Below are 21,171 nucleotides of genomic sequence, written 5' to 3' on the forward strand. Positions count from 1 at the left end.
GCCACAGACAACCGGTGCACCGCAGAGACACGGATGCCAAAAGCCGGATTGCGGGCGTATGCTCCCAACACTTCAAGAACAGGGAAAATCATGATGAACCGTCGCAGCTTTCTCACCACGACCGCAGCAACCGCAACCCTCGCCGCCACCGGGGGATTCGCATTCGCGCCCTCCATCGCGCGGGCGCAGAACCAAGCGGTGAAGGTCGCCTTCGTCGGCACGCTGTCCGGGCCGGGGGCAACGCTGGGCACCCATCTGCGCGACGGCTGGCTGGCCGGGGTGACGCGCCTGAACAACCAGCTGGGTGGCCGGGCGGTCGAGACCCTGGTGATCGACGACGAGTTGAAGCCCGACGTGGCGGTGTCCAAGGTCCGCGCCGCGCTGGAGCGCGACAAGGTCGATTTCGTCGTCGGCGTCGTGTTCAGCAACATGCTGCAGGCCATCGTCCGCCCGGTGACGGAGAGCAACACCTTCCTGATCACCGCCAACGCCGGCCCTTCCACCCTCGCCGGCAAGGGATGCAGCCCCTTCCTGTTCAGCAGCGCCTATCAGAACGACCAGCCGCATGCGACGATGGGGCAGGCGGCGCAGGATATGGGCTACAAGCGCGTGTTCATCCTGGTGCCGAACTATCAGGCCGGCAAGGACGCGGTGGCCGGATTCCGCAGCCGCTACAAGGGCGAGGTGGTGGACGAGATCTATGTGCCGCTGAGCCAGCTCGACTTCTCGACCGAAGTCACCAAGATCGCCGCCGCCAAGCCGGACGCCGTCTTCACCTTCATGCCCGGCGCGCTCGGCGTCAATCTGGTGCGGCAGTACCGGCAGGCCGGTCTGGCCAACATCCCCTTCCTGTCCACCTTCACCGTCGATGAATCGACCCTGCCGGCGCAGGGCGACGCGGCGCTCGACTTCTACACCGCCGCCACCTGGGCGCCCAACTTCGACAACCCGCAGAGCCGCCGCTTCGTGCAGGAGTTCGAGGCCGCCTACGGCTATGTCCCGTCCAACTTCGCCGCCCACGCCTATGACGCCGCCCATATGCTGGACGCGGCGATCCGCCGGACCAACGGCGACGTCGCCAACAAGGCGGCTCTGCGCACGGCGCTGGAGGCCGGCGATTTCCCGTCGGTGCGCGGCGCGCTGCGCCTGGGTCCCAACCATTTCCCGATCCAGGATTTCTGGCTGTGCAAGGTGGCCAAGCGCCCCGACGGCAAGTTCCAGACGGAAACCGTGCGCAAGGTGCTGACCGCCGACGCCGACAGCTATGCCGCCTCCTGCAAGATGGGCTGACGGGCTGACGGAGGGGCTTTCGCGATGTCCATGCTTCTGGTGCAGGCGTTGAACGGCCTGCAATTCGGGGTATTGCTGTTCCTGGTGGCAGCCGGACTCAGTCTGGTGTTCGGCGTCATGGATCTGATCAATCTGGCCCATGGCGTCCAGTACATGCTGGGCGCCTATGTCGCCGCCACGCTGGGGGTGTGGACCGGCAGCTTCTGGCTGGGGGCGCTGCTGTCGCTGCCGGTGGCGCTGCTGGTCGGGCTGGCTTTGGAATGGCTGGTGTTCCGCCATCTCTACCGCCGCGACCATCTGAGCCAGGTGCTCGCCACTTTCGGGGTGATCCTGACGGTGGATGAGGCGACGCGGGCACTGTGGGGCAGCGCCCCGCAGACCGTGCTGGAGCCGTCGGGGCTGACCGGCGGCCCGATGGGCGGGGTGGAGATCGTTGCCGGGCTGATCTATCCGACCTACCGGCTGGTCATCATCGGCATCGGCATCGTGGTTCCGCTGCTGTTGTGGTTCCTGGTGGAGCGGACGCGGGCCGGCATGCTGGTGCGGGCGGGGGCGACCCATCCCGCCATAGTGTCGGCGCTTGGGGTGGACATCCGCCGCCTGTTCACCGTCGTGTTCGCCTTCGGCGCGATGCTGGCGGGCTTCGCCGGGGCGCTGGCCAGTCCGATCTTTCCGGTGGCGCCGGGCATGGGCGACACAGTGCTGATCCTGTGCTTCGTCGTGATCGTCATCGGCGGCGTCGGTTCGATCCGCGGTGCTTTCATCGCCGCCCTGCTGGTCGGGCTGCTCGACAGCGTCGGGCGGGCGATGCTGCCGGACCTGCTGCGGCTGGTTCTCGACCCGTCGTCGGCCCGGCAGACCGGGGCGGCGCTGGCCTCCATGCTGGTCTACATCGTCATGGCCGCCATCCTGTTCTTCCGGCCGGCCGGGCTGTTTCCGGGAGGGCGCGCGGCATGACGGCACCACTTCGCAAACACGCGCTGGCGCTGGTCACGCTGCTGGCGCTGGCGGCGGCCCCCTTCCTGGGCTTCGGCGACGGCTTCGCGCTCGGCCTGCTGGCCCGCGCGATGATCCTGGGCATGGCGGCGGTCAGCCTGTCGCTGCTGGTCGGCGGCGCCGGGCTGGTCAGCCTGGGCCACGCCGCGACGATGGGGATCGGCGCCTACGCGGTGGTCGCCTTCGACGCCGCCGGGGTCAGCGAGGGGCTGATCGTCTTTCCCGCCGCCATCGCCGCTGCCGCCGCCTACGCGCTCGTGACGGGAGCGGTGTCGCTGCGCACCAGCGGCGTGCATTTCATCATGATCACGCTGGCCTTCGGCCAGATGGCCTTCTTCACCACCTCCTCCTTCTCCAGCCTGGGCGGCGATGACGGCTATACGCTGTATGCCCGCACCGAATGGCTGGGGACGCGGATCATGGACAACCGGCTGGCCTTCCATTTCCTCTGCCTGGGCCTGCTGGCCCTGGTGTGGGTGGGGGGAACCCTGCTGCTGGGCAGCCGGTTCGGCCGGGTGCTGCGGGCGGCACGGGAGAATCCACAGCGGGCGCTGGCGGTGGGGTTCCAGCCCTACCCCTACCGTCTGGTCGCCTATGTGATGGCGGGGGCGGTCGGCGGTCTGGCCGGCGCCCTGCTGGCCAACGCGTCGGAGTTCGTGTCGCCCGCCCTGCTGTCCTGGACACGGTCCGGCGAGCTGCTGTTCATGGTCATTCTGGGCGGCGTCGGCCAGATCGGCGGGGCGATCCTGGGGGCGCTGGCCATCGTGCTGCTGGAGGAATCGCTGTCGCACCTGCTGGTCTATTGGCGGCTGGTGTTCGGGCCGCTGCTGGTGCTGTCGGTGCTGTTCCTGCCGGACGGGCTGATCGGAGCTCCGCCGCGCCTGCGTGCCGCCTTCCGGTTCGCCTCGCCCAAACGGAGGAATGCCGATGCCTGATCCGTTGCTGGAGTTGCGCGGCCTGAGCAAGAATTTCGCCGCGCTGACCGTGACCTCCGACGTGTCGCTGACCGTCCTGCCGGGCGAGATCCATGCGATCATCGGTCCGAATGGTGCGGGCAAGACCACCCTCATCCACCAGATCAGCGGCACCCTGCGCCCGGACCGCGGCACGATCCGCTTCGCCGGGCGGGATGTGACCGCCCTGCCGTTCGAGCGGCGCGCCCGGCTGGGGCTGGCCCGCAGCTTCCAGATCACCAGCATCGTGCCGGGATTCACCGCGCTGGAGAATGTGGCGCTGGCGGTGCAGGCGCGCAGCGGTTCCTCCTTCCGCTTCCTGCGCCCGGTCGCCGGCGAGGCCGCGCTGAACGGGGAGGCGCGGGCGGCGCTGGACACCGTCGGGCTGGGGCGGGTCGCCGACCGCAACGCCGCCGCCCTGTCGCATGGCGAGAAGCGCCAGCTCGAACTCGCCATCGCCATCGCGATGAACCCCCGCCTGCTGCTGCTCGACGAGCCGCTGGCCGGGGCCGGGCCGGAGGAGACCGAACGGCTGATCGGCATCCTGCGCGACCTGCGCAGCCGCTACGGCATCCTGCTGGTCGAGCACGACATGCAGGCGGTGTTCGCCCTGGCCGACCGCATTTCCGTCCTGGTCTATGGCCGGGTGATCGTCACCGGCACGGTGGACGAGATCCGCGGCCATCCAGAAGTCCGCACGGCCTATCTTGGAGAGGACGCGTTGGCGTGATGCTGAAGATCGACAATCTCACGGCGGGCTACGGCCAGAGCCAGGTGCTGTTCGACGTGTCGCTCTCCATCGAGGCCGGGCAGGTGCTGGCGCTGATGGGGCGCAACGGCATGGGCAAGACCACGACCATCTCCGCCGTCATGGGGCTGATCCCGCGCTGGGGCGGCGGGGTCAGCTTCGACGGCCGGGGCATCGACCGCTTGCCGCCGCACCGGGTGGCGCGGCTCGGCGTCGGGCTGGTGCCGGAAGGCCGCCAGATCTTCCCGACCCTGACGGTCGAGGAGAACCTCGTCGCCACCGCCGCAATCCGCGACGGGGAGCCGGCGCGCTGGACGCTGGAGGCGGTCTGGGAGCTGTTTCCCCGCCTGCGCGAACGCCGCCGCAACCTGGGCAACCGCCTGTCGGGCGGCGAGCAGCAGATGCTGGCGATCGGCCGGGCGCTGATGACCAACCCGCGCCTGCTGATCCTGGACGAGGCCACCGAAGGGCTGGCTCCGGTGATCCGCGCCGAGATCTGGGCGGTGCTGGAAACGCTGAAGCGCGAGGGCCAGTCCATCCTTCTGGTGGACAAGAACCTGTCGGCGGTGCTGCGCCTCGCCGACGCCTGCGCGGTGATCGAGAAGGGCCGCACGGTGTGGAGCGGCACCAGCGCGGAGTTGGGCCGCGCAACCGACATTCACGAAACCTACCTGCACATCTGATACCTGCGGCTTTCGATCCTGACCTGACGGGATCGAAAGCTTCGACGGCACGGGCCGCCCAAAGGCCGCACAAGGGCCGCCCAAGGACCGGCCAAGGGCGGTTGCGGGGTCCTCCCCAGACGGGTGCCTGCGAAGGCAAGCGGCCGGATGGCCATGCCTGCCGCCCGAGAGAATGTGACGTTCCTCCTTCCCTTCCGCGACTTCGCACAGATGATTCAACATGAACAGACGCGGCTTTCTGAGAGCCGGCGCCACGACGCTGGCTGTCGGCGCCCTGCCGGTCACGGCTTGGGCCGTCGACGCCCCCACCGTCTTTCTCGATTACACGCAGGAGCAGCTGGACGCCGCCTATACCCAGACCGTCTGGGCGCCCAATGCCAAGGAGGTGATCGACGGCTACGTGCGGCGCGACGATTAGGTTTGCCGGTTAGCGGCAACTATCTTTGCCGGTGAGGACCCGGCTGGGCCGGTCGGCGGGAGGGGCGGAGCCCCGACCAGAGACCGGCCCAGCCGGGTGGCGGTCTGGCGGACATCCGTGACGGTGTCCGCCGCCGGCTTGGCGGCGCTGGGAGTGGTATCGCGATCGTGTTCGTCACCACACGAAACGGTCAGCGATGCCTGGAACCCACCACACCGACAAGCAGGTCCAACGTTACATGACCCTCCGCAAGACGCACACCCAGGCGGTCGCGGCCGCCAAGGCCGACATCAGCGAGCGCTCCGCCCGCGCCATCGACAACGACCCGCGCCCGCCCTCCCAACGCAAGGCCAAGCGAACCTGGCGCACCCGCAAGGATCCGCTGCTCGCCGTCTGGCCCCGGGTCGAGGAGATGCTGAAGGAAACCCCCGGCTTGCTGGCGGTCAGCATCTTCGAGGCCCTCCAGGAGGAAAGCGGCGGCGACGACGTGCCCGACGGGGTCCGGCGCACCCTGGAACGGCGGATTGCCCGCTGGCGGGCCCTGCACGGTCCCGACCAGGACGTCTTCTTTCCCCAATGCCACCCTCCAGGGCGTCAGGCCCTGTCGGACTTCACGGTGGCCGACGACCTTGGCGTGACCCTCGCCGGCGCCCTCTTCCCCCATCGCCTCTACCATTTCCGGCTCGCTTACAGCGGCTGGGAGCACGTGCGCGTCATCCTTGGCGGCGAGAGCTTCACCGCCGTCGCCGAGGGCCTGCAAGAGGCGCTGTGGGGGCTGGGCGGCGTCCCGGCGGAGCACCGCACCGACTCGTTGTCCGCCGCCTTCAAGAACCTCAACCGCGACGCCCAGGAGGATTTCACCCGCCGCTACACCGAGCTGTGCCGGCATTACGGCATGGAGGGCACCCGCAACAACCCGGGCGTGGCCAACGAGAACGGTTCCATCGAGGTCTCCCACGCCCACCTCAAGCGGCGCATCGACCAGGCCCTGTTGCGGCGGCACAGCCGCGACTTCGCCAGCCTCGACGACTACCGCGGCTTCCTCGCCCGTCTCGTCGAGCGCCACAACACCCGTCGGCGCGCCCTGGTGAGCGCCGAACGCGCGGTGCTGGGCGCGTTGCCCGAACACCGGACCGCCGACTTCGCCGCACTCACCGTTCCCGTGACGCGCAACAGCACGATCAGCGTCGACAAGGTGCTCTACACCGTGCCGTCCCGCTTGATCGGCCAGAAGCTCAAGATCCACCTGCACGACGACCGCCTGGAAGGCTTCCTGGGCGCCACCAGCGTGATCACGCTGGAGCGTGGCCGCGCCAGCGGCAACCACCGGGGGCACGTCATCGACTTCCACCACGTCATCGGGACGCTCAAGCGCAAACCGCAGGCCCTGCGCCACCTGATCTACCGCGACGCCCTGTTTCCCCGCCCGGTGTACCGGCAGGTCTGGGAAGCGCTCGATGCCGAACTGCCAGCCCGCCGCGCCTGCCGCGTCATGGTTGGGCTGCTCGCTCTGGCCGCCGATGGTGGCTGCGAAGCGGCCTTGGCCCAACGCTTGGAGGACCTTCTGGCGGCCGGCGATCTGCCCGACCTGGAGGCGTTGACGGCGGCGCTCCGGCCCAAACCGGCGACGGTGACCGATGTCGCCATCACGCCGCCCGATCCGGCCGGTTACGACCGCCTGCTGCCCGCCGCCACTCGGGAGATCCCGGCATGAGCGATGCCAACACCGCCACCCTGCCGGTGCTGCTCAGCGCGCTGCGCTTGCCCAGCATCGCCCGGCACTGGACCCGCCATGCCGAAACGGCCGATCGCGAGGGCTGGCCGGCGGCGCGCCTGCTGGCCACGCTGTTCGAGTTGGAGGTCGCCGACCGTACCGCCCGGCGCATTCAGCGCCATCACGAGCAATCCGCGCTGCCGGCCGGCAAGACCTTCGCCACCTTCGACTTCGATGCCGCCCCCGGCCTGTCCAAGGGGCGCCTCCAGGCGCTCGCCGCTGGCGACCTCTGGCTCAAAAACGGCTCCAACGTTTTGGCCTTCGGCCCCAGCGGCACCGGCAAGTCTCACGCAGCAGCCGCCCTCGGCAGTGCCCTCATCGACGCCGGCTATCGCGTCCTGTTCACCCGTACGACCGATATGGTCCAGCGTCTTCAGGCGGCGCGGCGCGATTTGAACTTGGAGTCCATGTTGGATAAACTGGACAAGTTCGATCTGGTGATCCTCGATGACTTCTCGTATGTGCGCAAGGACCAAGCGGAAACATCCGTACTGTTTGAACTCATCGCCCATCGGTACGAGCGGCACAGCCTTCTGATCACGGCAAATCAGCCTTTTTCAACGTGGGATCAGGTTTTCCCCGATCCCGCCATGTGCGTCGCCGCGATCGACCGCCTTGTCCACCACGCCGTCATCCTGGAGATGAACGGCGAGAGCTACCGCAAACGCACCGCCGTGGAGCGTGCCGCCTCGCCACTCACGCAGGAGGCCGCCGTCACAAAGTAACAACGCTCAAAACAACCCGTCATACGGCGGGTAATTGACGTTTCAGGATCGTAACGTCAATTACCCGCGCCACAAGTATCCGAACAGCGACAACTATAAAAATGTCGGTGAACGCCGCCTTGTTGCCATATCAATGGCTCTGTGCTATCCATTGAAAACTACCCAGCGGAGCCTTCACAGGCAACCGTAATTGCCGAAAATCGGCAACCATAATTGACGCTCTACAGCTACGAGACCGGCAGCGCCGCCGTCCGGCGCGCGCATCCGCCGGAAACCTTCAGCTATGGCGACCGCCCGTCTGAAACGCTGGACGTCTTCGCCCCGGCGAACGCCGACCGGCTGCCAGTGATGGTGTTCATCCATGGCGGCGCCTGGCGTGCCCTGTCCAAACTGTCGGTTTCGGCCCCGGCGATGACCTTCGTCGGCAACGGCGCGATCTATGTCGCCATCGATTTCGACAATCTGCCGATCAACACCCTGCCCGGCATGGCCGATCAATGCCGCCGCGCATTGCTTTGGGTGTGGCGCAACGCGGCACGGTTCGGCGGCGACCCGGACCGCATCCATGTCGCCGGCCATTCCTCTGGCGGGCATCTGGCCGCCGTGATGCTGACGACGGACTGGGCGGCGCTCGGCGCCCCGCCGACGCTGTTGAAGGGCGGGTTGGTGCTGAGCGGCATGTGCGACCTTTACCCGGTCCTGCTGTCGGTCCGCAGCTCCTACGTCAAAGTGAGCGGGCGCGAACGCGACGATCTCAGCCCGATCAGGGCGATGGACCGCGTCGCCTGCCCGGTCGTCGTCGCCTGGGGCGAGAAGGAAAGCCCCGAATTCAAACGCCAGTCGATCCAGTTCGCCGACGCACTGGATGCGTCCGGCCACCTCGCCGGGCGCTTCCTTCTGGAGGGCCGTAACCATTTCGAGGTGCCGAATCTGCTGAACGACCCGAACTCTTCCCTGTCGAAGGCGGCGCTCCGGCTGATGTCCGGCAAGGGCTGACGGGCGCCCGCCGTCAGGCACAGCCCCGGCGCAGGGTGTCGGACGGCCGCTCGCCGAAACGCTCGGCATAGTCCTGGGCGAAGCGGCTCAGATGGGTGAAGCCGGCATTCAGCGCGATCACCGTCACGCTGGCGTCCTCGCCTCCTCCGCTGCGCAGCTGCGCATGGACATCGTCCAGGCGCAGGTTGCGCAGATAGCGCAGCGGACTGACGCCTTCGAAGCGCTTGAAGGCGTCGTGCAGCGTGCGTTCCGGCACGCCGGCCGCTTGGGCGATGTCGGCCAGCGTGATCGCGGCGGTGGAATTTTCCCGCAGATAGGCGATGGCGCGATGAACCGAGACCGGCCGCGGTCCTTGCGGCCGGTCGTCGGTCTCCGCACAGTCCTGACCGGCAAGCAGCAATCGCAGGAACAGCTGTTCATATTCGGCGGCGACCACCGGGTCGTTGTGGATCAGTCGCACGGTGGCCGGGTCGCCGATCACGCCGCGCAGCGCCACCAGCAGCGGCGTCAGCCGGGGGCTGCGCAGATCCAGCCTTGCCGCCAGCCGCACCGGTCGCGGCCCGTTGAAGGCAGCCAGACGGGTGCGTGCGATTTTCAGCACCAGCTGCTCGCAATCGGGCGAAAATTGCCCAGCGATTGGGCTTCCCGGTGAACAGAGCACGCCGTTGAAACGGTCCACGGTGAAGGTATCGCGCTCGATGCGGATTTCGGCACCTCCGCTGAGGCAGAGAATGGCGAGATAGTAATCATCCAGCGGCGGCACCGCGATGGATGCCTGGCCGAACTTGATCGTGCCGATCCCCATGCCCTTCATCGCCATGAAATCCATGTGCGAGGTCTGGTGGCCCTGCGGCCGGCCGCAGGCCATCAGGCTGTGCGGCTGCATCACCTTGGAGATCCGTTCGCGGGCGTCGTCCAGATCCGACGTTTCGAAGATGCGGCACAGCCGAAGCGCAGAGGCATTGAAAGATGGCGCATTGAAGGACGATGGGGCGGCAGGCATGTCGGCGGCAATCATGTCCATGGCGGCGCATCCTTCTGGCTTTGGACAATCTTCGTAACGATACGGACCCTAAGCAAATCCCATACCGGCTGTCCCCCTATCGGATGCCGGCGTCTTAAACGAGGACGCCCCCGCCAGGACAGGCGGGGGTCGTTCTTCGACCGGACGGAAGTCGAAGACGAAATCGTCGTCCATCGGCGCATCGACCTTGATGTCGATCTGCGTCGTCGGCTTGCGAGAACCGGGGGCGCTGACGAAGACGTGAATGTGGGCGGAACGGGTGCCGGGCGACCGTGTCCTGCAACGCGGTTTCGGTCCGCTCGATTCCCGTCACGCGAACATCCCCAAATCGGTGCGCCCGGACAGGTGGGCTCGTGCAGCTTGAGAGTTTTTGTTGCTGATTATCGTTTGAAACGATGGTTGGGATCCAAAACCGATTGAGTCCTGTTTCCATACCCACGAGGTATGCACAGAGCGGTGGGAGGTCCGGTTTCGCATCGGTCGACCCAACGGTCGACGGCGGAGAGTCCGCCCGCCGGGCCGACCGAAGGCGATCGGGGATGGCGGCGCCTAGAAATGGAGCAGAAGCCCGGCACGGGTATAGTCGAAGTTCTTTCCGCCCGCTTCCTTCAGGGCATCTCCCGCCTTGAAATGCGTATAGGCGGCATTGACCGAGACAAAGTGGTTCACGTTCCAAAGTGCCGCGAACTCGGCCGTCGCTCCGACATAGCTGCTGGAGGAGGCCGCCCCTCTGGCCACCAGCACTGTGGGCACCGTATAGACGCCGTCTCCCTTGGATTGGCGCCACATCGCATTGACACCGGCCGAGATCGACAGCCCGTCCAGCGGCCTGACCGTGACCTTCGGATAGACGCTGATCAGGTTCATCGGAACGAAGCTGTTCGATTCCGAAAGCAGCGGGGACAGCGAGAACATCGGGTTGAAGGTGTTGAGCGTCCGCTTCGCCGGATCCCGATCGCCCGACGCCGCGATTGCAGTGACCGACAGCCGCGGAGCCATGGGTGTACCGGAGAAGCTGTAGCCGCCGGACAGCATCGATCCCCAGGCGCTGATGCTTCCGCTGCCGAAGGAACCGAACTGATAGGCGAAGTCGCCGCTGTAATCCCAGGGACCAGACCGTCCCCACAGGCGGGTGCCCACGGTGCGCCGCTCCTCGTCGGCGGTTCCCTGGTTGAAGCGGTTGCCCTTGCGGTCGTATCCGAAGAAATAACCGTCGACATTCAGGCCGGGCAGCACCGATTTGACCGTCGTATACAGGCCGTAATGGTCGAGATCGAGATTTGGCGCATCCTCGAACGTGTAGGTGGATTGGCGGAGCGGATGGCCGTAGAAAGCCCTGCCTTCGACATTGCCGTATTTGAACAGGACATGGGCGGCGTCGAAGGCGTTGCGGATGTTGGCGCCCTCTGCCAGGCTCTGGAACAGGCCCGATCCCAGGAAGAACTCCTGCCGCCCGATGCGCGCCGTCACCGTTCCGCCGCCGACCGCAACCGGCAGGTCGATGAACCCCTGCTGAAGATCGAGGTTGCTTTCGTCGTTCGGGGTAAAGGGCCCCTTCTTGCCCGCGATCTCCTCACGGCCAAACTCGATATAGGCCCGCGGCCCGAAGCCGCTCTTGATGTCGACGTGGAACAGGGCGCGGGTCGCCAGCCATTCGTTGCGGCCGAGATTGCGCATCCCGAAGTTCGGCGGTGTGTAGTTCTCGTATTGGGTGCGGAGATCGCCACCGAAACTGATATAGCCGCTGTCGGAAATCGGTATGTATTTGAGCTTGTCGATGAACAGTTCGCGGTTCTTCGGATCGGCGTACCAGGACAGGTCGTCTTCATAGCGAATGAACTGGATCGGGGCCGGGCCCTTCGGGGCAGCGGCGGGATCCGCGGCAAAGGCAGCCTTTCCACAGAGGAGAAGGCTGGAAGACAACAGAAGCAATGTGAAAAGCTTGGAACGACTCAAGTTCTTTCTGGTCATTTCTCTGATTTCCCTGTTCAGGATAGGAAGATTTTTCTTTGACGAATGAATTTTTCATTCGCTGGGCTCCGGGTATTTTTTGAGGACCCCCGGTACTTCCCGGACAAAAGGCAAGGTGGAGCCGTGCGCCGCCCGGCTTGCGCCATTGCGTCGATCACGAAAAATCGCGACTGCGATGGAGGTTTCGGAGGCGGTATCCTGCCCGCCGCCCCTTTGATGGGACAGCGGCGGCGGACAGGATCAGGCCCTCCGGCGCTCCCGTCCCGCCAGCACGACCAGGACAAGGAAGGCGCAGAAGACGGGCACCGTGGCGGCCAGGATGATCTGCTGCGGGGCCAGTTGAAGGGAAAGCGCCGCTCCGCCGACCGCCGGACCGAGGATCGAGCCGATCCGTCCGACCGCCGCCGCCCAGCCGATTCCGGCCGCCCGCAGACGGTCGGGATAGAAGGCGACCGCCAGGGCGCTCTGGCCGACGCAACACGGGATCGAGCCGGCACCGATACCGAAGACGAGCGGCATCATCAGATCGAGCGGTGCGTGCAACAGCCCGAAGGCAGCCATGCTGACGAGACCGACGATCGTCGCAACCATCAGCGTAAGCGGTGCACCGAGCCGGGAGATCAGCAGGGTCAATGCGATGTTGCCGACCAACCCACCCATCGAGAAGACTGCGGTGCTGGTGGGCGCCAGTTCGCTGGGCATCCCCATGCCGCTCAGCAGCGACGGGATCCAGTACAGCAGGGCGTAGGCGTCGATGAAGACGAGGAAGGAGAACAGCCACAGCAGGATGGTCCGGGCGGCCAATCCGTGGCGGAACAGTTCGCGGACCAGCTTGCCGCCCTCGCCTTTGGGGGCGGATTCGGCATTCCTGAGGACCAGCAGAATGGCGGGCACCAGCAGCAGGGGAAGGAGCCCGCCGACGATGAAGATCGCGGTCCATCCAAAATGCGCCATCAGCGGAGCGCCGAGAACGCCCCCGACGACACCGCCGGCCGACAGGCCGGTGGCCACCAGGATGGCCGCCGTGCCGCGGTGACGCTCCGGCATGACGCCGGCCGCCGTGGCAACCGCCACCGGCAGCGCCCCGCCCAGTCCGATGGAAGTGACGAAGCGTAGCAGGCTCATCGTGAATACGTCGGTGGCGGTGATGGTGGCCAGCGTGCCCAGCGAGAACAGCAGCACGCTTGTCGCTGCCACCATCCGCTGTCCCCAGCGCGCGACCAGCGCACCGCAGGCGATATAGCCGAGAACGGCCCCGGCGCTGGTGGCAAGGAACACCGGCGCCATCTGGGCCGGTGCGATTCCCCATTCACGGGCCAGAACGGGAGCAGTAAAGGTGATCGCGTTGATGTCGAAACCATCGAACATCGCAATCAGGAAACAGGTGATTACAACAGTATATAGGCTTCTCGTCCTGCCGGACGAAATTGCGTCATTCCCTTCCGCAACTTGGCTGGAAGTCATCTCGTAAGCCTCCTGTTCTGTTCGGAACCCCGTCGATCCGACAAGGACACGCGAGGCCCTTTGATTTTGTTTGGTACTGCTTCTTTGTGCTTGGTTTTTTATCGTGCAAAGGGCGGGGAGGCCGCTCGAACCTCCCGGCAGCCGGGGCATTCGTTCGGGAAGGGGAGCGGATGGAACCGCTCCCGGCGATGTGCTAACCGATCAGTCCGGCGGCGTAGATCCGCCGGTCGACATGCAGAACCGCGCGGCCCCGATCATGCGACGGCCAGGCCGGCGTGTCCGGGCCGTTGGGATCCCCCTGCGCCGCGAAGCGCAGAAGAGCACCCTGGAACAGCCGGCAGAGGTCCTCCAGTTCCGCCCGGTTCGCACCGTGCAGCATCGGGGCGGCCTCCTGCCAGACGGCAAGATTCCCGAACAGGAAGGGCAGGTCCAGGCAATGGCAGGCGCCGAGCGCCGCATTGGGCGATTGCCAGTCGAAGCGGTAGACGAAGGTGCGGGCGCCCGTCGGGGCGCAATGGCGAAGTTGGGCTTCGGCGAAATCCATGTTCGGTTGGATGAAGGTATCGTCGCTGCGCAAGTCGCTGAGCAGCGCCTGCGGCGTCGTCGGCACGCGTCCCGTCCGCGCCGCCGACACCACCGCGCCCGCCCGGTCGCCATACAGGCCGGCGATCGCCGCCAGCAGTTGCTCCTCGGTCAGGCCGGCCAGCATCGGGTTGCCGGCATGGAAGGCGGCGTATTCCTCACGGGTCACGCCAACGACGGTGCTGCACCATCCGGCGCTGCCATCCCGGACCGACGCCAGGGGATCGCGGGGAATCAGCACGCCGTCATAGGCAGGCATGAAGGGCGGTGTGATGTCGCCCGGAGTCGTCGTCGGGCGCCGCAGCAGCTTGCCCTGGGCCTCGATCAGGGTATCGATGGGAATGTCGCGCAACGCCGCGGTCTGGCCCGGCTCCAGCCCGAGCAGTTCGAGCAGGCCCTGGACGATGGGCTTGCACTCCTCCGGTGTGCGCAGCTTGATTCCGGTCGGCGCGCTCATCAGGATCGCCTGGTTGAACAGTGAACGTCCAACAGGCAAGCCCAGCAGGCTGGCGATGCTGTAGGCGCCCGCCGACTGGCCGGCGACGGTGATGCGGTCCGGGTCGCCGCCGAACGCGCCGATCGCCTGCCGGATCCAGCGAAGGGCGGCGATCTGGTCATGCAGCCCCAGATTCGGCGCGGCCAGCCCTTCGATGGGCAGGAACCCCAGCGTGCCGAGACGGTAGGTTATGGTGACGACGACCAGGCCGCTGCGCTCGGCGATGAGCTGACCGTCGTAGCATGGCAGCGATCCACCGCCGGTCATGAAGCCGCCGCCATGGATGAAGACCAGGACCGGTGCCTTGTCGTCGAGCGACCGCGGCGTCCAAATGTCGAGATGCAAGCAGTCTTCGTTCTGGGCCGCCGGGTAGGCGCCCATGACGTCGTCGAGACGGGACGGCAGCTGCGGCGGAATCGGGCCGGGCGCTGTGGCCGGGCGGATGCCCGTCCAACTGATCGGCTCGCCCGGCAATGCGAAGCGGCGGGCGCCCACAGGCGGCGCCGCATAGGGAACGCGCTTGAACGACGAAACGCCGCCGATTCGCTTGCCGGTCAGCCGGCCAAAGGGAGTCGTAGCCACGACATCTTCGATCGCGGTCATCTCGTTTCACCTGACGATGTTTGGATGATTTGAAAAGTATATCGTTTTGTTTACAGTTTGCTCGAGCTAATATTTGAGAACTAACGTCCCAAAAATGGAACGGACATGCACGGTCTGGACGACATGTATCTGTTCAAATGCGTGGTCGAAGCCGGCGGGCTTTCCCCGGCGGGAAGGCGCCTGGGCATGCCGAAATCGACGCTTGCCCGCCGCATCGGCGAGTTGGAGGAGCGGCTCGGCCTGAAATTGTTCCACCGTGGGACGCGGCAGTTCACGCTGACCAATTTCGGCGTCGAATGCTTCGATCACTGCAAGACCATCGCGTCGGAAGCGGACAAGCTGTTGGTAATGGCGGAACGGGCACGCCACAGCCCGACCGGTTTCCTGCATGTGGTCTGTCCGCCCGTCCTCGGCTCCGTTCTGGTCGAAACGCTGGCGGCCGAGTTCCTGGCGACCGCGCCCGGCGTACGTCTGCATCTGGAGGAATCCTTCGGGATCTTCGATCCGCGCGGGGTGCAGGCGGATCTGGTGATCTTCCCCTCCTTCACGCCTCTGCCCGATGCCGCCCTGGTCGCCCGGAAGATCCTGACCTCGCCGTATATTCTGGTCGCCCATCGGGAGTTTGTTGCCGAAAACGGGCATCCCGGCGACCCTGCCGATCTGAAGAGCATGAGTTGTCTTGGACTTGGCAGCCGCTCGTCGGACTGGGTCTGGACATTGACGCGCGGCGACCGGACAACGGCGGTCCGCTTCGAACCGCGCTTCAGCACGACGCTTCCGACAGCGCTGCTGCAGGCCGTGCACCGGCGGCTCGGCATTGCCTCCCTGCCGGAGGCACTGTGCCTGAAGGACATCGGGACGGGCGATCTCGTCCGGGTCCTGGGGGACTGGTTTCCGCAGCCCGTGACCATCTATGCGATCTATCCGAACAATCGCACTCTGACGGTTGCGGCGCGTCAGTTCATCGATCTCCTCATGCTCCGTTCCCCCGATATTCTTTCTCCTTCCCCCTTGTCTGGCGCGAAGTCGTGAGGTGATGTGGTGGACGGCCCTTCCGGTGCAAGAGTGAAATCCGTAGTGACGGCCGATAGGATGCATCCATGTGTCCGGCCTGTTTTCGCAGCCGTGGCTGCTGGCCTTGATGAATTCCGCGGATCGAAGCCCAAATCACCTCAACGCGCTCGAAGGCGCTTGGTCCCCGTGGGTTTGATCGATCCCCGGCCCAGCCGGTTCGTCATCACGTCTCACCACCCTGGCACATCCACCCGCCGAGCAATCTCTCGCTTTGCCGGGTGAACAACGACTACGCGGCGACCGGCGCCTCGTAGGTTTTTCCGCGTGTCATCACCGCCCAGGCGATGCGGGCAGTTTTGTTGGCCAAGGCTACGGCGGCCAGCTTCGCCGGCTTGCGCTCCAACAGCTTCGTCGCCCAGCTTCGGCTGGCGTTGTCTTTGCGGGCCAACCGCATGACCGCTGTGGCGCCGACGACGAGCAGGCGCCGGAGGTAACCGTCGCCCTGCTTGCTGATGCCAACCTGCCGCTCCTTGCCGCCGCTGCTCTGCGCTTTCGGCGTCAGGCCAAGCCACGCGGCGAACTGGCGGCCGGATCGGAACAAGGTTCCGTCCGGCACAGCCGCCGCGATCGCACTGGCGGTGATCGGACCGATCCCGGGAATGGTCGCCAAGCGTCGGCTGACATCGCTGGCCCGATGCCAAGCCAGGATACGCTCCTCCAGCCGTTCGATCTCGGTGCCGAGGTGGCGAAGTTGCTCAACGATCCCGTGCAGCGCCAGCTCCGGCAATTGATCCTGTGCCTCATGCAGGGCCTCGATGATCGGCTTCACCCCGCCAAGCCCTTTCGCCGCGATGATGCCGAATTCCGCGAGGTGCCCGCGCAACCCGTTGACCAGCATGGTCCGTTGCCGGACCAGCAGATCGCGGGTCTTGTGCAGCATCAAAGCCGCCTGCTGGTCGATCGTCTTGATGGCGACGAACCGCATCGTCGGCCGGGTTACCGCTTCGCAGATCGCCTCGGCGTCCGCCGCATCCGTCTTGCCGCGCTTCACATAGGGCTTGACATAGGCGGGCGGCATCAAATTCACCGTATGCCCCAAGGCCGTAATCTCCCGAGCCCAATGGTGCGCCGTGCCACAAGTGAACCGCGCCGGTTTTCCCGGAGACCATTTGTGTTGAGTCACGCCGCCCTGGCGACGTCCTCGGTTTGGGCATAGTAACGCGCTTCGGCCTCGGCGGGAGGAATGTTGCCGATGGGTTCGAGGAGGCGCCGGTGGTTGAACCAGTCGACCCATTCCAGAGTGGCGAACTCGACAGCCTCCAAGGTGCGCCATGGCCCGCGGCGCCGGATCACCTCGGTCTTGTAGAGACCGTTGATGGTCTCGGCCAACGCGTTATCGTAGGAATCGCCAACGCTGCCCACGGAAGGCTCGACCCCAGCTTCGGTGAGACGCTCGGTGTAGCGAATCGCAACGTATTGCGATCCCCTGTCGGAGTGATGGATGAGGCCGCTGCCCTTGGCCGGTCGGCGGTCGTGAAGTGCCTGTTCGAGCGCATCCAGAACGAAGCCGGCGTGGGCTGTGCTGGACACCCGCCAGCCCACGATGCGGCGCGCGAAGGCGTCGATGACGAAGGCCACGTAGACGAAGCCCTGCCATGTCGATACGTACGTGAAATCGGCCAACCACAGGGCGTTTGGGCGTGGCGCCTGGAATTGGCGGTTCACCCGGTCAGCAGGGCATGACGCCGCCCGGTCGCTGATCGTGGTGCGCACCACCTTGCCACGCATCGCTCCTTTCAAGCCCATCTGCTTCATCAGTCGAGCCACTGTGCAGCGTGCCACGTCGATACCCTCCCGCCGCAACTGCCGCCAAACTTTACGTACCCCATAGACCTGGAAGTTCGCGTCCCAGACCCGCCGGATAGCCTCCCTCAGCACTGCGTCGCTTCGCGAACGGGCCGGCGCCTTGGACGGATCGGCCTGTCGGGCGGCATGGGCGTAATAGGTGGACGGGGCGATCGGCAGCACTCGGCAGATCGGCTCGACCCCGTGAACGGCGCGGTGCGCGTCGATGAAGGCGATCATTTCTTGAACGGGCGGTCGAGCTCCGCCTGGGCGAAATACGCCGACGCCTTGCGTAGGATCTCATTCGCCTGGCGCAGCTCCCGCACCTCACGCTCCAAAGCCTTGATCCGTTCCTGCTCGTCCGTTGTCGGCCCCGGCCGCTTGCCCTGGTCACGCTCGGCCTGCCGGACCCAGCCCCGCAGCGTTTCCGGAGTGCAGCCGATCTTCGCCGCGATCGAACTGATCGCCGCCCACTGCGAGGCATGCTCGCCTTCGTGCTCGAACACCATCCGAACCGCGCGCTCGCGCACTTCAGGGGCGTATTTGGGTGATGCCTGTTTCGTCATGAGGACCCCATCCTCTCAGGAAATGGGGCCTCCGACAAACCCGGGGCGGTTCAGAACAACGAGCTGTATGTCGGCCGGTTGGTGTGGAACTGGCTTCGCTATGTGAAGGATCCGAACACCGGCAAGCGGGTGTCTCGACACAATCCCGAGAGCGAATGGGTGGTCCAGGAGGTCCCGGAACTGCGCATCGTCGATCAGGAGGTCTGGGACGCGGTCAAGGCTCGGCAGAAGACGTTCGCCTTCACCGTAACCAAGGGCGAGGAACCAGACGGGACCCTGAATGATCGTCGGCGCCCCAAACATCTGTTCGCGGGGCTGGTGAAGTGTGGCTGTTGCGGTGGTGGCTACAGCATGATCTCGAAGAATCTGCTCGGCTGCTCGACGTCACGCAACAAGGGTACCTGCCGGAACTTGCGGAACATCCGACGGGACGCGCTGGAGGCGTCGGTGCTGAACGGGCTGCGCACCCATCTGATGGACCCGGCACTGTTCAAGGAATTCTGCGACGCGTTCACCCGCGAGATGAACCGGCTGCGCATCGAGCAAAGCGCCAACGTCATCGGTCACCGTAAAGAATTGGAACGCGTTCAGCGGGAACTGGATCGGGCGATCCAGGCCATTCTCGATGGCGTGCCCGGCATCCAGCTCAAGGACAAGATCGGGCGTCTGGAAACGCGCAAAGCGGAACTCATCGCCATGCTGTCCACCGCCAGCGAGCCCCCTCCCCTTCTGCATCCGAACATGGCCGAGGTCTACCGGCAGCGCATCGCCAGACTGCATGAGCGCCTGCAATCCGAGGAGACCAAGGCGGAAGCGGTGGACATCCTCCGCGGCCTGGTCGATCGGATCACGCTGCAGCCGGACGGCAACGGATTGGCGATCGTGCTGCGCGGCGATCTGGCGGCAATGCTGAGCTTCGCCGCGAATACGAAGCTTCGCCGCGAATACGAAGAAGCCCGGCCTCCGTGTGGAGACCGGGCTTGTCTGCGATCGAGGATCGCAAGCATCGTTGGTTGCGGGGGCAGGATTTGAACCTGCGGCCTTCAGGTTATGAGCCTGACGAGCTACCGGGCTGCTCCACCCCGCGGATGTCTGTCATATGGGGCGATGGATGTCGTGACGATGCCAGCGTATATGCTTCGTGTTTGGCGTCTCTTGAGCCTGAGTGACCTGGCGGCGACCTACTCTCCCACGTCTTAAGACGCAGTACCATTGGCGCGGAGGCTTTTCACGGCCGAGTTCGGGATGGGATCGGGTGTTTGACACCTCGCCATGACCACCAGGTCACCAAGGCTCAAGACCGACGCTCTTCCCAAAGCGTATCGCTGTTCAGTGCAAGTGAGGTGAGGATGTATCGAACTGGCGGTGTTGCGTCAAGCAGGGCCGTCAAGCAGGCTTGCTGCTGCGCATGGCGCGGTTTGTGGGGTAAGATCAAGCCGATCGAGCGATTAGTAAGGCTTAGCTTCAGACATTGCTGTCCGTCCACATGCCTCCTATCGACGTGATGGTCTGTCACGGCTCTCAAGGGAGCTCTGGTTTAGAGGTGGGTTTCCCGCTTAGATGCTTTCAGCGGTTATCCCGTCCATACTTAGCTACCCGGCCATGCCACTGGCGTGACAACCGGTGCACCAGAGGTATGTCCATCCCGGTCCTCTCGTACTAGGGACAGATCCTCGCAAAACTCCGACACCCACGGCAGATAGGGACCGAACTGTCTCACGACGTTCTAAACCCAGCTCACGTACCACTTTAATCGGCGAACAGCCGAACCCTTGGGACCTGCTCCAGCCCCAGGATGTGATGAGCCGACATCGAGGTGCCAAACGACTCCGTCGATATGGACTCTTGGGAGTCATCAGCCTGTTATCCCCGGCGTACCTTTTATCCGTTGAGCGATGGCCCGTCCACGTGGAGCCACCGGATCACTATGGCCGACTTTCGTCTCTGCTCGACTTGTCAGTCTTGCAGTCAGGCGGGCTTATGCCATTGCACTCGACGAGCGATTTCCGACCGCTCTGAGCCCACCATCGCGCGCCTCCGTTACACTTTGGGAGGCGACCGCCCCAGTCAAACTACCCGCCATGCAGGGTCCCGGACCCGGATCACGGGCCACGGTTAGATGCCAGAGACTTCAAGGGTGGTATTTCAAGGTTGGCTCCACCCGGGCTGGCGCCCAGGCTTCCAAGCCTCCCACCTATCCTACACATGAAGTCCCTAGCACCACTGCAAAGCTGTAGTAAAGGTGCACGGGGTCTTTCCGTCTGACCGCGGGAACTCCGCATCTTCACGGAGAGTTCAATTTCGCTGAGTTGGTGTTGGAGACAGCGGGGAAGTCGTTACGCCATTCGTGCAGGTCGGAACTTACCCGACAAGGAATTTCGCTACCTTAGGACCGTTATAGTTACGGCCGCCGTTTACCGGGGCTTCAATTCAAGGCTTGCACCTCTCCTCTTAACCTTCCGGCACCGGGCAGGCGTCAGACCCTATACGTCGCCTTGTGTGGCTTCGCAGAGCCCTGTGTTTTTAGTAAACAGTCGCTACCCCCTGGTCTGTGCCCCCCGCCATGGCTTGCGCCACAACGGGGCCCTCTTCTTCCGAAGTTACGAGGGCAATTTGCCGAGTTCCTTCAACACCATTCTCTCAAGCGCCTGGGTATACTCTACCAGTCCACCTGTGTCGGTTTGGGGTACGGTCTATATGGCGGGGCTATTTCCTGGAACAGGTCCACAGCATGTCCAATCCGATAAGGACATACACGCTTTCCCATCCGTCACCTCCGCCAGGCCCAGGACTATTAACCTGGTTCCCATCGACTACGCCTTTCGGCCTCGCCTTAGGGGCCGGCTCACCCTGCGTGGATTAACCTTGCGCAGGAACCCTTGGACTTTCGGCGACAGTGTTTCTCACACTGTTTGTCGCTACTCATGTCAGCATTCTCACTTCCGATACCTCCAGGCGGCCTCACGGACACCCTTCGCAGGCTTACGGAACGCTCCGCTACCGCGTGATCGAAGATCACACCC

At 65.1% G+C, this 21,171-nt stretch carries 18 protein-coding genes, 1 tRNA gene, 1 rRNA gene and 2 other annotated features; of the genes, 11 read left to right on the forward strand and 9 right to left on the reverse strand.

The features are described from left to right. Positions 1–93 precede the first annotated feature (93 nt). The 9 genes from AZOLI_RS18300 to AZOLI_RS18340 all read left to right on the forward strand — a co-directional run bounded on the left by AZOLI_RS18300 (position 94) and on the right by AZOLI_RS18340 (position 8,583). Entirely contained in the window at positions 94–1,290 is a 1,197-nt protein-coding gene (locus AZOLI_RS18300) for an ABC transporter substrate-binding protein (protein WP_014188648.1), read from the forward strand. A gap of 24 nt (positions 1,291–1,314) precedes the next feature. Continuing rightward, on the forward strand, positions 1,315–2,247 hold the full coding sequence (locus tag AZOLI_RS18305; protein ID WP_014188649.1) for a branched-chain amino acid ABC transporter permease: 933 nt from the start codon (positions 1,315–1,317) through the stop codon (positions 2,245–2,247). After that, positions 2,244–3,221 (forward strand): branched-chain amino acid ABC transporter permease, encoded by a 978-nt coding sequence (locus AZOLI_RS18310; protein ID WP_014188650.1) that lies wholly within the window; start codon positions 2,244–2,246, stop codon positions 3,219–3,221. Before AZOLI_RS18305 ends, AZOLI_RS18310 begins: the two co-directional genes overlap by 4 nt. Next, complete coding sequence (locus AZOLI_RS18315) at positions 3,214–3,969, forward strand: ABC transporter ATP-binding protein (RefSeq protein WP_044551652.1); 756 nt, start codon at positions 3,214–3,216, stop codon at positions 3,967–3,969. The genes AZOLI_RS18310 and AZOLI_RS18315 overlap by 8 nt, the downstream gene beginning before the upstream one ends. Then, complete coding sequence (locus AZOLI_RS18320; RefSeq protein WP_014188652.1) at positions 3,969–4,670, forward strand: ABC transporter ATP-binding protein; 702 nt, start codon at positions 3,969–3,971, stop codon at positions 4,668–4,670. The genes AZOLI_RS18315 and AZOLI_RS18320 overlap by 1 nt, the downstream gene beginning before the upstream one ends. Positions 4,671–4,890: 220 nt before the next feature. Next, positions 4,891–5,088, forward strand: coding sequence for a hypothetical protein (locus tag AZOLI_RS18325; protein ID WP_014188653.1), 198 nt, complete (start codon positions 4,891–4,893; stop codon positions 5,086–5,088). Positions 5,089–5,284: 196 nt separating this feature from the next. Next, on the forward strand, positions 5,285–6,802 hold the full coding sequence (gene istA / locus AZOLI_RS18330; RefSeq protein ID WP_044551654.1) for an IS21-like element ISAli13 family transposase: 1,518 nt from the start codon (positions 5,285–5,287) through the stop codon (positions 6,800–6,802). Next, positions 6,799–7,587, forward strand: coding sequence for an IS21-like element ISAli13 family helper ATPase IstB (istB, locus tag AZOLI_RS18335; RefSeq protein ID WP_014188655.1), 789 nt, complete (start codon positions 6,799–6,801; stop codon positions 7,585–7,587). Before istA ends, istB begins: the two co-directional genes overlap by 4 nt. A 213-nt stretch (positions 7,588–7,800) precedes the next feature. Then, positions 7,801–8,583, forward strand: coding sequence for an alpha/beta hydrolase (locus tag AZOLI_RS18340; RefSeq protein ID WP_014188656.1), 783 nt, complete (start codon positions 7,801–7,803; stop codon positions 8,581–8,583). 13 nt (positions 8,584–8,596) lie between these two features. Here AZOLI_RS18340 and AZOLI_RS18345 read toward each other — a convergent pair whose 3' ends face one another. The 5 genes from AZOLI_RS18345 to AZOLI_RS18360 form a co-directional block, all read right to left on the reverse strand. Beyond that, positions 8,597–9,607: an AraC family transcriptional regulator gene (locus tag AZOLI_RS18345; protein WP_014188657.1), complete on the reverse strand. Its 1,011-nt coding sequence runs from the start codon at positions 9,605–9,607 to the stop codon at positions 8,597–8,599. 48 nt (positions 9,608–9,655) lie between these two features. Continuing rightward, positions 9,656–9,853: a hypothetical protein gene (locus AZOLI_RS33825; RefSeq protein ID WP_429725907.1), complete on the reverse strand. Its 198-nt coding sequence runs from the start codon at positions 9,851–9,853 to the stop codon at positions 9,656–9,658. Between the two features lie 303 nt (positions 9,854–10,156). After that, positions 10,157–11,578 carry an alginate export family protein gene (locus AZOLI_RS18350; protein WP_044551656.1) on the reverse strand — a complete coding sequence of 474 codons (1,422 nt, stop codon included), beginning with the start codon at positions 11,576–11,578 and terminating at the stop codon, positions 10,157–10,159. 240 nt (positions 11,579–11,818) lie between these two features. After that, entirely contained in the window at positions 11,819–12,946 is a 1,128-nt protein-coding gene (locus AZOLI_RS18355; protein ID WP_014188659.1) for an MFS transporter, read from the reverse strand. Between the two features lie 289 nt (positions 12,947–13,235). After that, a complete protein-coding gene (locus tag AZOLI_RS18360; protein WP_014188660.1) occupies positions 13,236–14,723 on the reverse strand; it encodes a carboxylesterase/lipase family protein in 1,488 nt (495 codons plus the stop codon). A 105-nt stretch (positions 14,724–14,828) separates the two neighbouring features. Here AZOLI_RS18360 and AZOLI_RS18365 point away from each other — a divergent pair, with 105 nt between their 5' ends. Next, the gene (locus AZOLI_RS18365; protein WP_014188661.1) at positions 14,829–15,755 is read left to right on the forward strand and encodes a LysR substrate-binding domain-containing protein; all 927 of its coding nucleotides are present in this window, start codon (positions 14,829–14,831) and stop codon (positions 15,753–15,755) included. A 271-nt stretch (positions 15,756–16,026) separates the two neighbouring features. Here AZOLI_RS18365 and AZOLI_RS18370 read toward each other — a convergent pair whose 3' ends face one another. Then, positions 16,027–17,031 carry an IS110 family transposase gene (locus tag AZOLI_RS18370; protein WP_429725904.1) on the reverse strand — a complete coding sequence of 335 codons (1,005 nt, stop codon included), beginning with the start codon at positions 17,029–17,031 and terminating at the stop codon, positions 16,027–16,029. Then, a protein-coding gene (locus AZOLI_RS18375; RefSeq protein ID WP_085938479.1) for an IS3-like element ISAli4 family transposase occupies positions 16,917–18,148 on the reverse strand; the annotation gives its coding sequence in 2 pieces (ribosomal slippage) (positions 16,917–17,854 and positions 17,854–18,148; 1,233 coding nt in all). Before AZOLI_RS18375 ends, AZOLI_RS18370 begins: the two co-directional genes overlap by 115 nt. After that, positions 17,748–17,864: a sequence feature (AL1L pseudoknot), on the reverse strand. (Overlaps the previous gene by 117 nt.) A gap of 102 nt (positions 18,149–18,250) precedes the next feature. Between AZOLI_RS18375 and AZOLI_RS31320 the strand changes: the two genes are divergently transcribed. Further along, positions 18,251–19,180 carry a recombinase zinc beta ribbon domain-containing protein gene (locus AZOLI_RS31320; protein ID WP_343206316.1) on the forward strand — a complete coding sequence of 310 codons (930 nt, stop codon included), beginning with the start codon at positions 18,251–18,253 and terminating at the stop codon, positions 19,178–19,180. Here the strand turns inward: AZOLI_RS31320 and AZOLI_RS18395 are convergent. Together AZOLI_RS18395 and rrf are read right to left on the reverse strand one after the other, a co-directional pair. Further along, a tRNA-Met gene (locus AZOLI_RS18395) sits at positions 19,159–19,235 on the reverse strand. The two genes, AZOLI_RS31320 and AZOLI_RS18395, sit on opposite strands and share 22 nt — an antisense overlap. 81 nt (positions 19,236–19,316) lie before the next feature. Next, positions 19,317–19,432: ribosomal RNA gene (gene rrf, locus AZOLI_RS18400) — 5S ribosomal RNA — on the reverse strand. 143 nt (positions 19,433–19,575) lie between these two features. Further along, positions 19,576–21,171, reverse strand: a sequence feature (23S ribosomal RNA rRNA prediction is too short).

Source organism: Azospirillum lipoferum 4B (assembly GCF_000283655.1).
GTDB classification, from domain to species: domain Bacteria; phylum Pseudomonadota; class Alphaproteobacteria; order Azospirillales; family Azospirillaceae; genus Azospirillum; species Azospirillum lipoferum_C.

Excerpts from the sequence above, each read along its gene's own strand:
- AZOLI_RS18300 (WP_014188648.1), top strand. The coding sequence starts at position 94 with ATGAACCGTCGCAGCTTTCTCACCACGACCGCAGCAACCGCAACCCTC.
- AZOLI_RS18305 (WP_014188649.1), top strand. The coding sequence starts at position 1,315 with ATGTCCATGCTTCTGGTGCAGGCGTTGAACGGCCTGCAATTCGGGGTA.
- AZOLI_RS18310 (WP_014188650.1), top strand. The coding sequence starts at position 2,244 with ATGACGGCACCACTTCGCAAACACGCGCTGGCGCTGGTCACGCTGCTG.
- AZOLI_RS18315 (WP_044551652.1), top strand. The coding sequence starts at position 3,214 with ATGCCTGATCCGTTGCTGGAGTTGCGCGGCCTGAGCAAGAATTTCGCC.
- AZOLI_RS18320 (WP_014188652.1), top strand. The coding sequence starts at position 3,969 with ATGCTGAAGATCGACAATCTCACGGCGGGCTACGGCCAGAGCCAGGTG.
- AZOLI_RS18325 (WP_014188653.1), top strand. The coding sequence starts at position 4,891 with ATGAACAGACGCGGCTTTCTGAGAGCCGGCGCCACGACGCTGGCTGTC.
- istA (WP_044551654.1), top strand. The coding sequence starts at position 5,285 with ATGCCTGGAACCCACCACACCGACAAGCAGGTCCAACGTTACATGACC.
- istB (WP_014188655.1), top strand. The coding sequence starts at position 6,799 with ATGAGCGATGCCAACACCGCCACCCTGCCGGTGCTGCTCAGCGCGCTG.
- AZOLI_RS18345 (WP_014188657.1), bottom strand. The coding sequence starts at position 9,607 with ATGGACATGATTGCCGCCGACATGCCTGCCGCCCCATCGTCCTTCAAT.
- AZOLI_RS18350 (WP_044551656.1), bottom strand. The coding sequence starts at position 11,578 with ATGACCAGAAAGAACTTGAGTCGTTCCAAGCTTTTCACATTGCTTCTG.
- AZOLI_RS18355 (WP_014188659.1), bottom strand. The coding sequence starts at position 12,946 with ATGTTCGATGGTTTCGACATCAACGCGATCACCTTTACTGCTCCCGTT.
- AZOLI_RS18360 (WP_014188660.1), bottom strand. The coding sequence starts at position 14,723 with ATGACCGCGATCGAAGATGTCGTGGCTACGACTCCCTTTGGCCGGCTG.
- AZOLI_RS18365 (WP_014188661.1), top strand. The coding sequence starts at position 14,829 with ATGCACGGTCTGGACGACATGTATCTGTTCAAATGCGTGGTCGAAGCC.
- AZOLI_RS18370 (WP_429725904.1), bottom strand. The coding sequence starts at position 17,031 with ATGGGTCGACTGGTTCAACCACCGGCGCCTCCTCGAACCCATCGGCAA.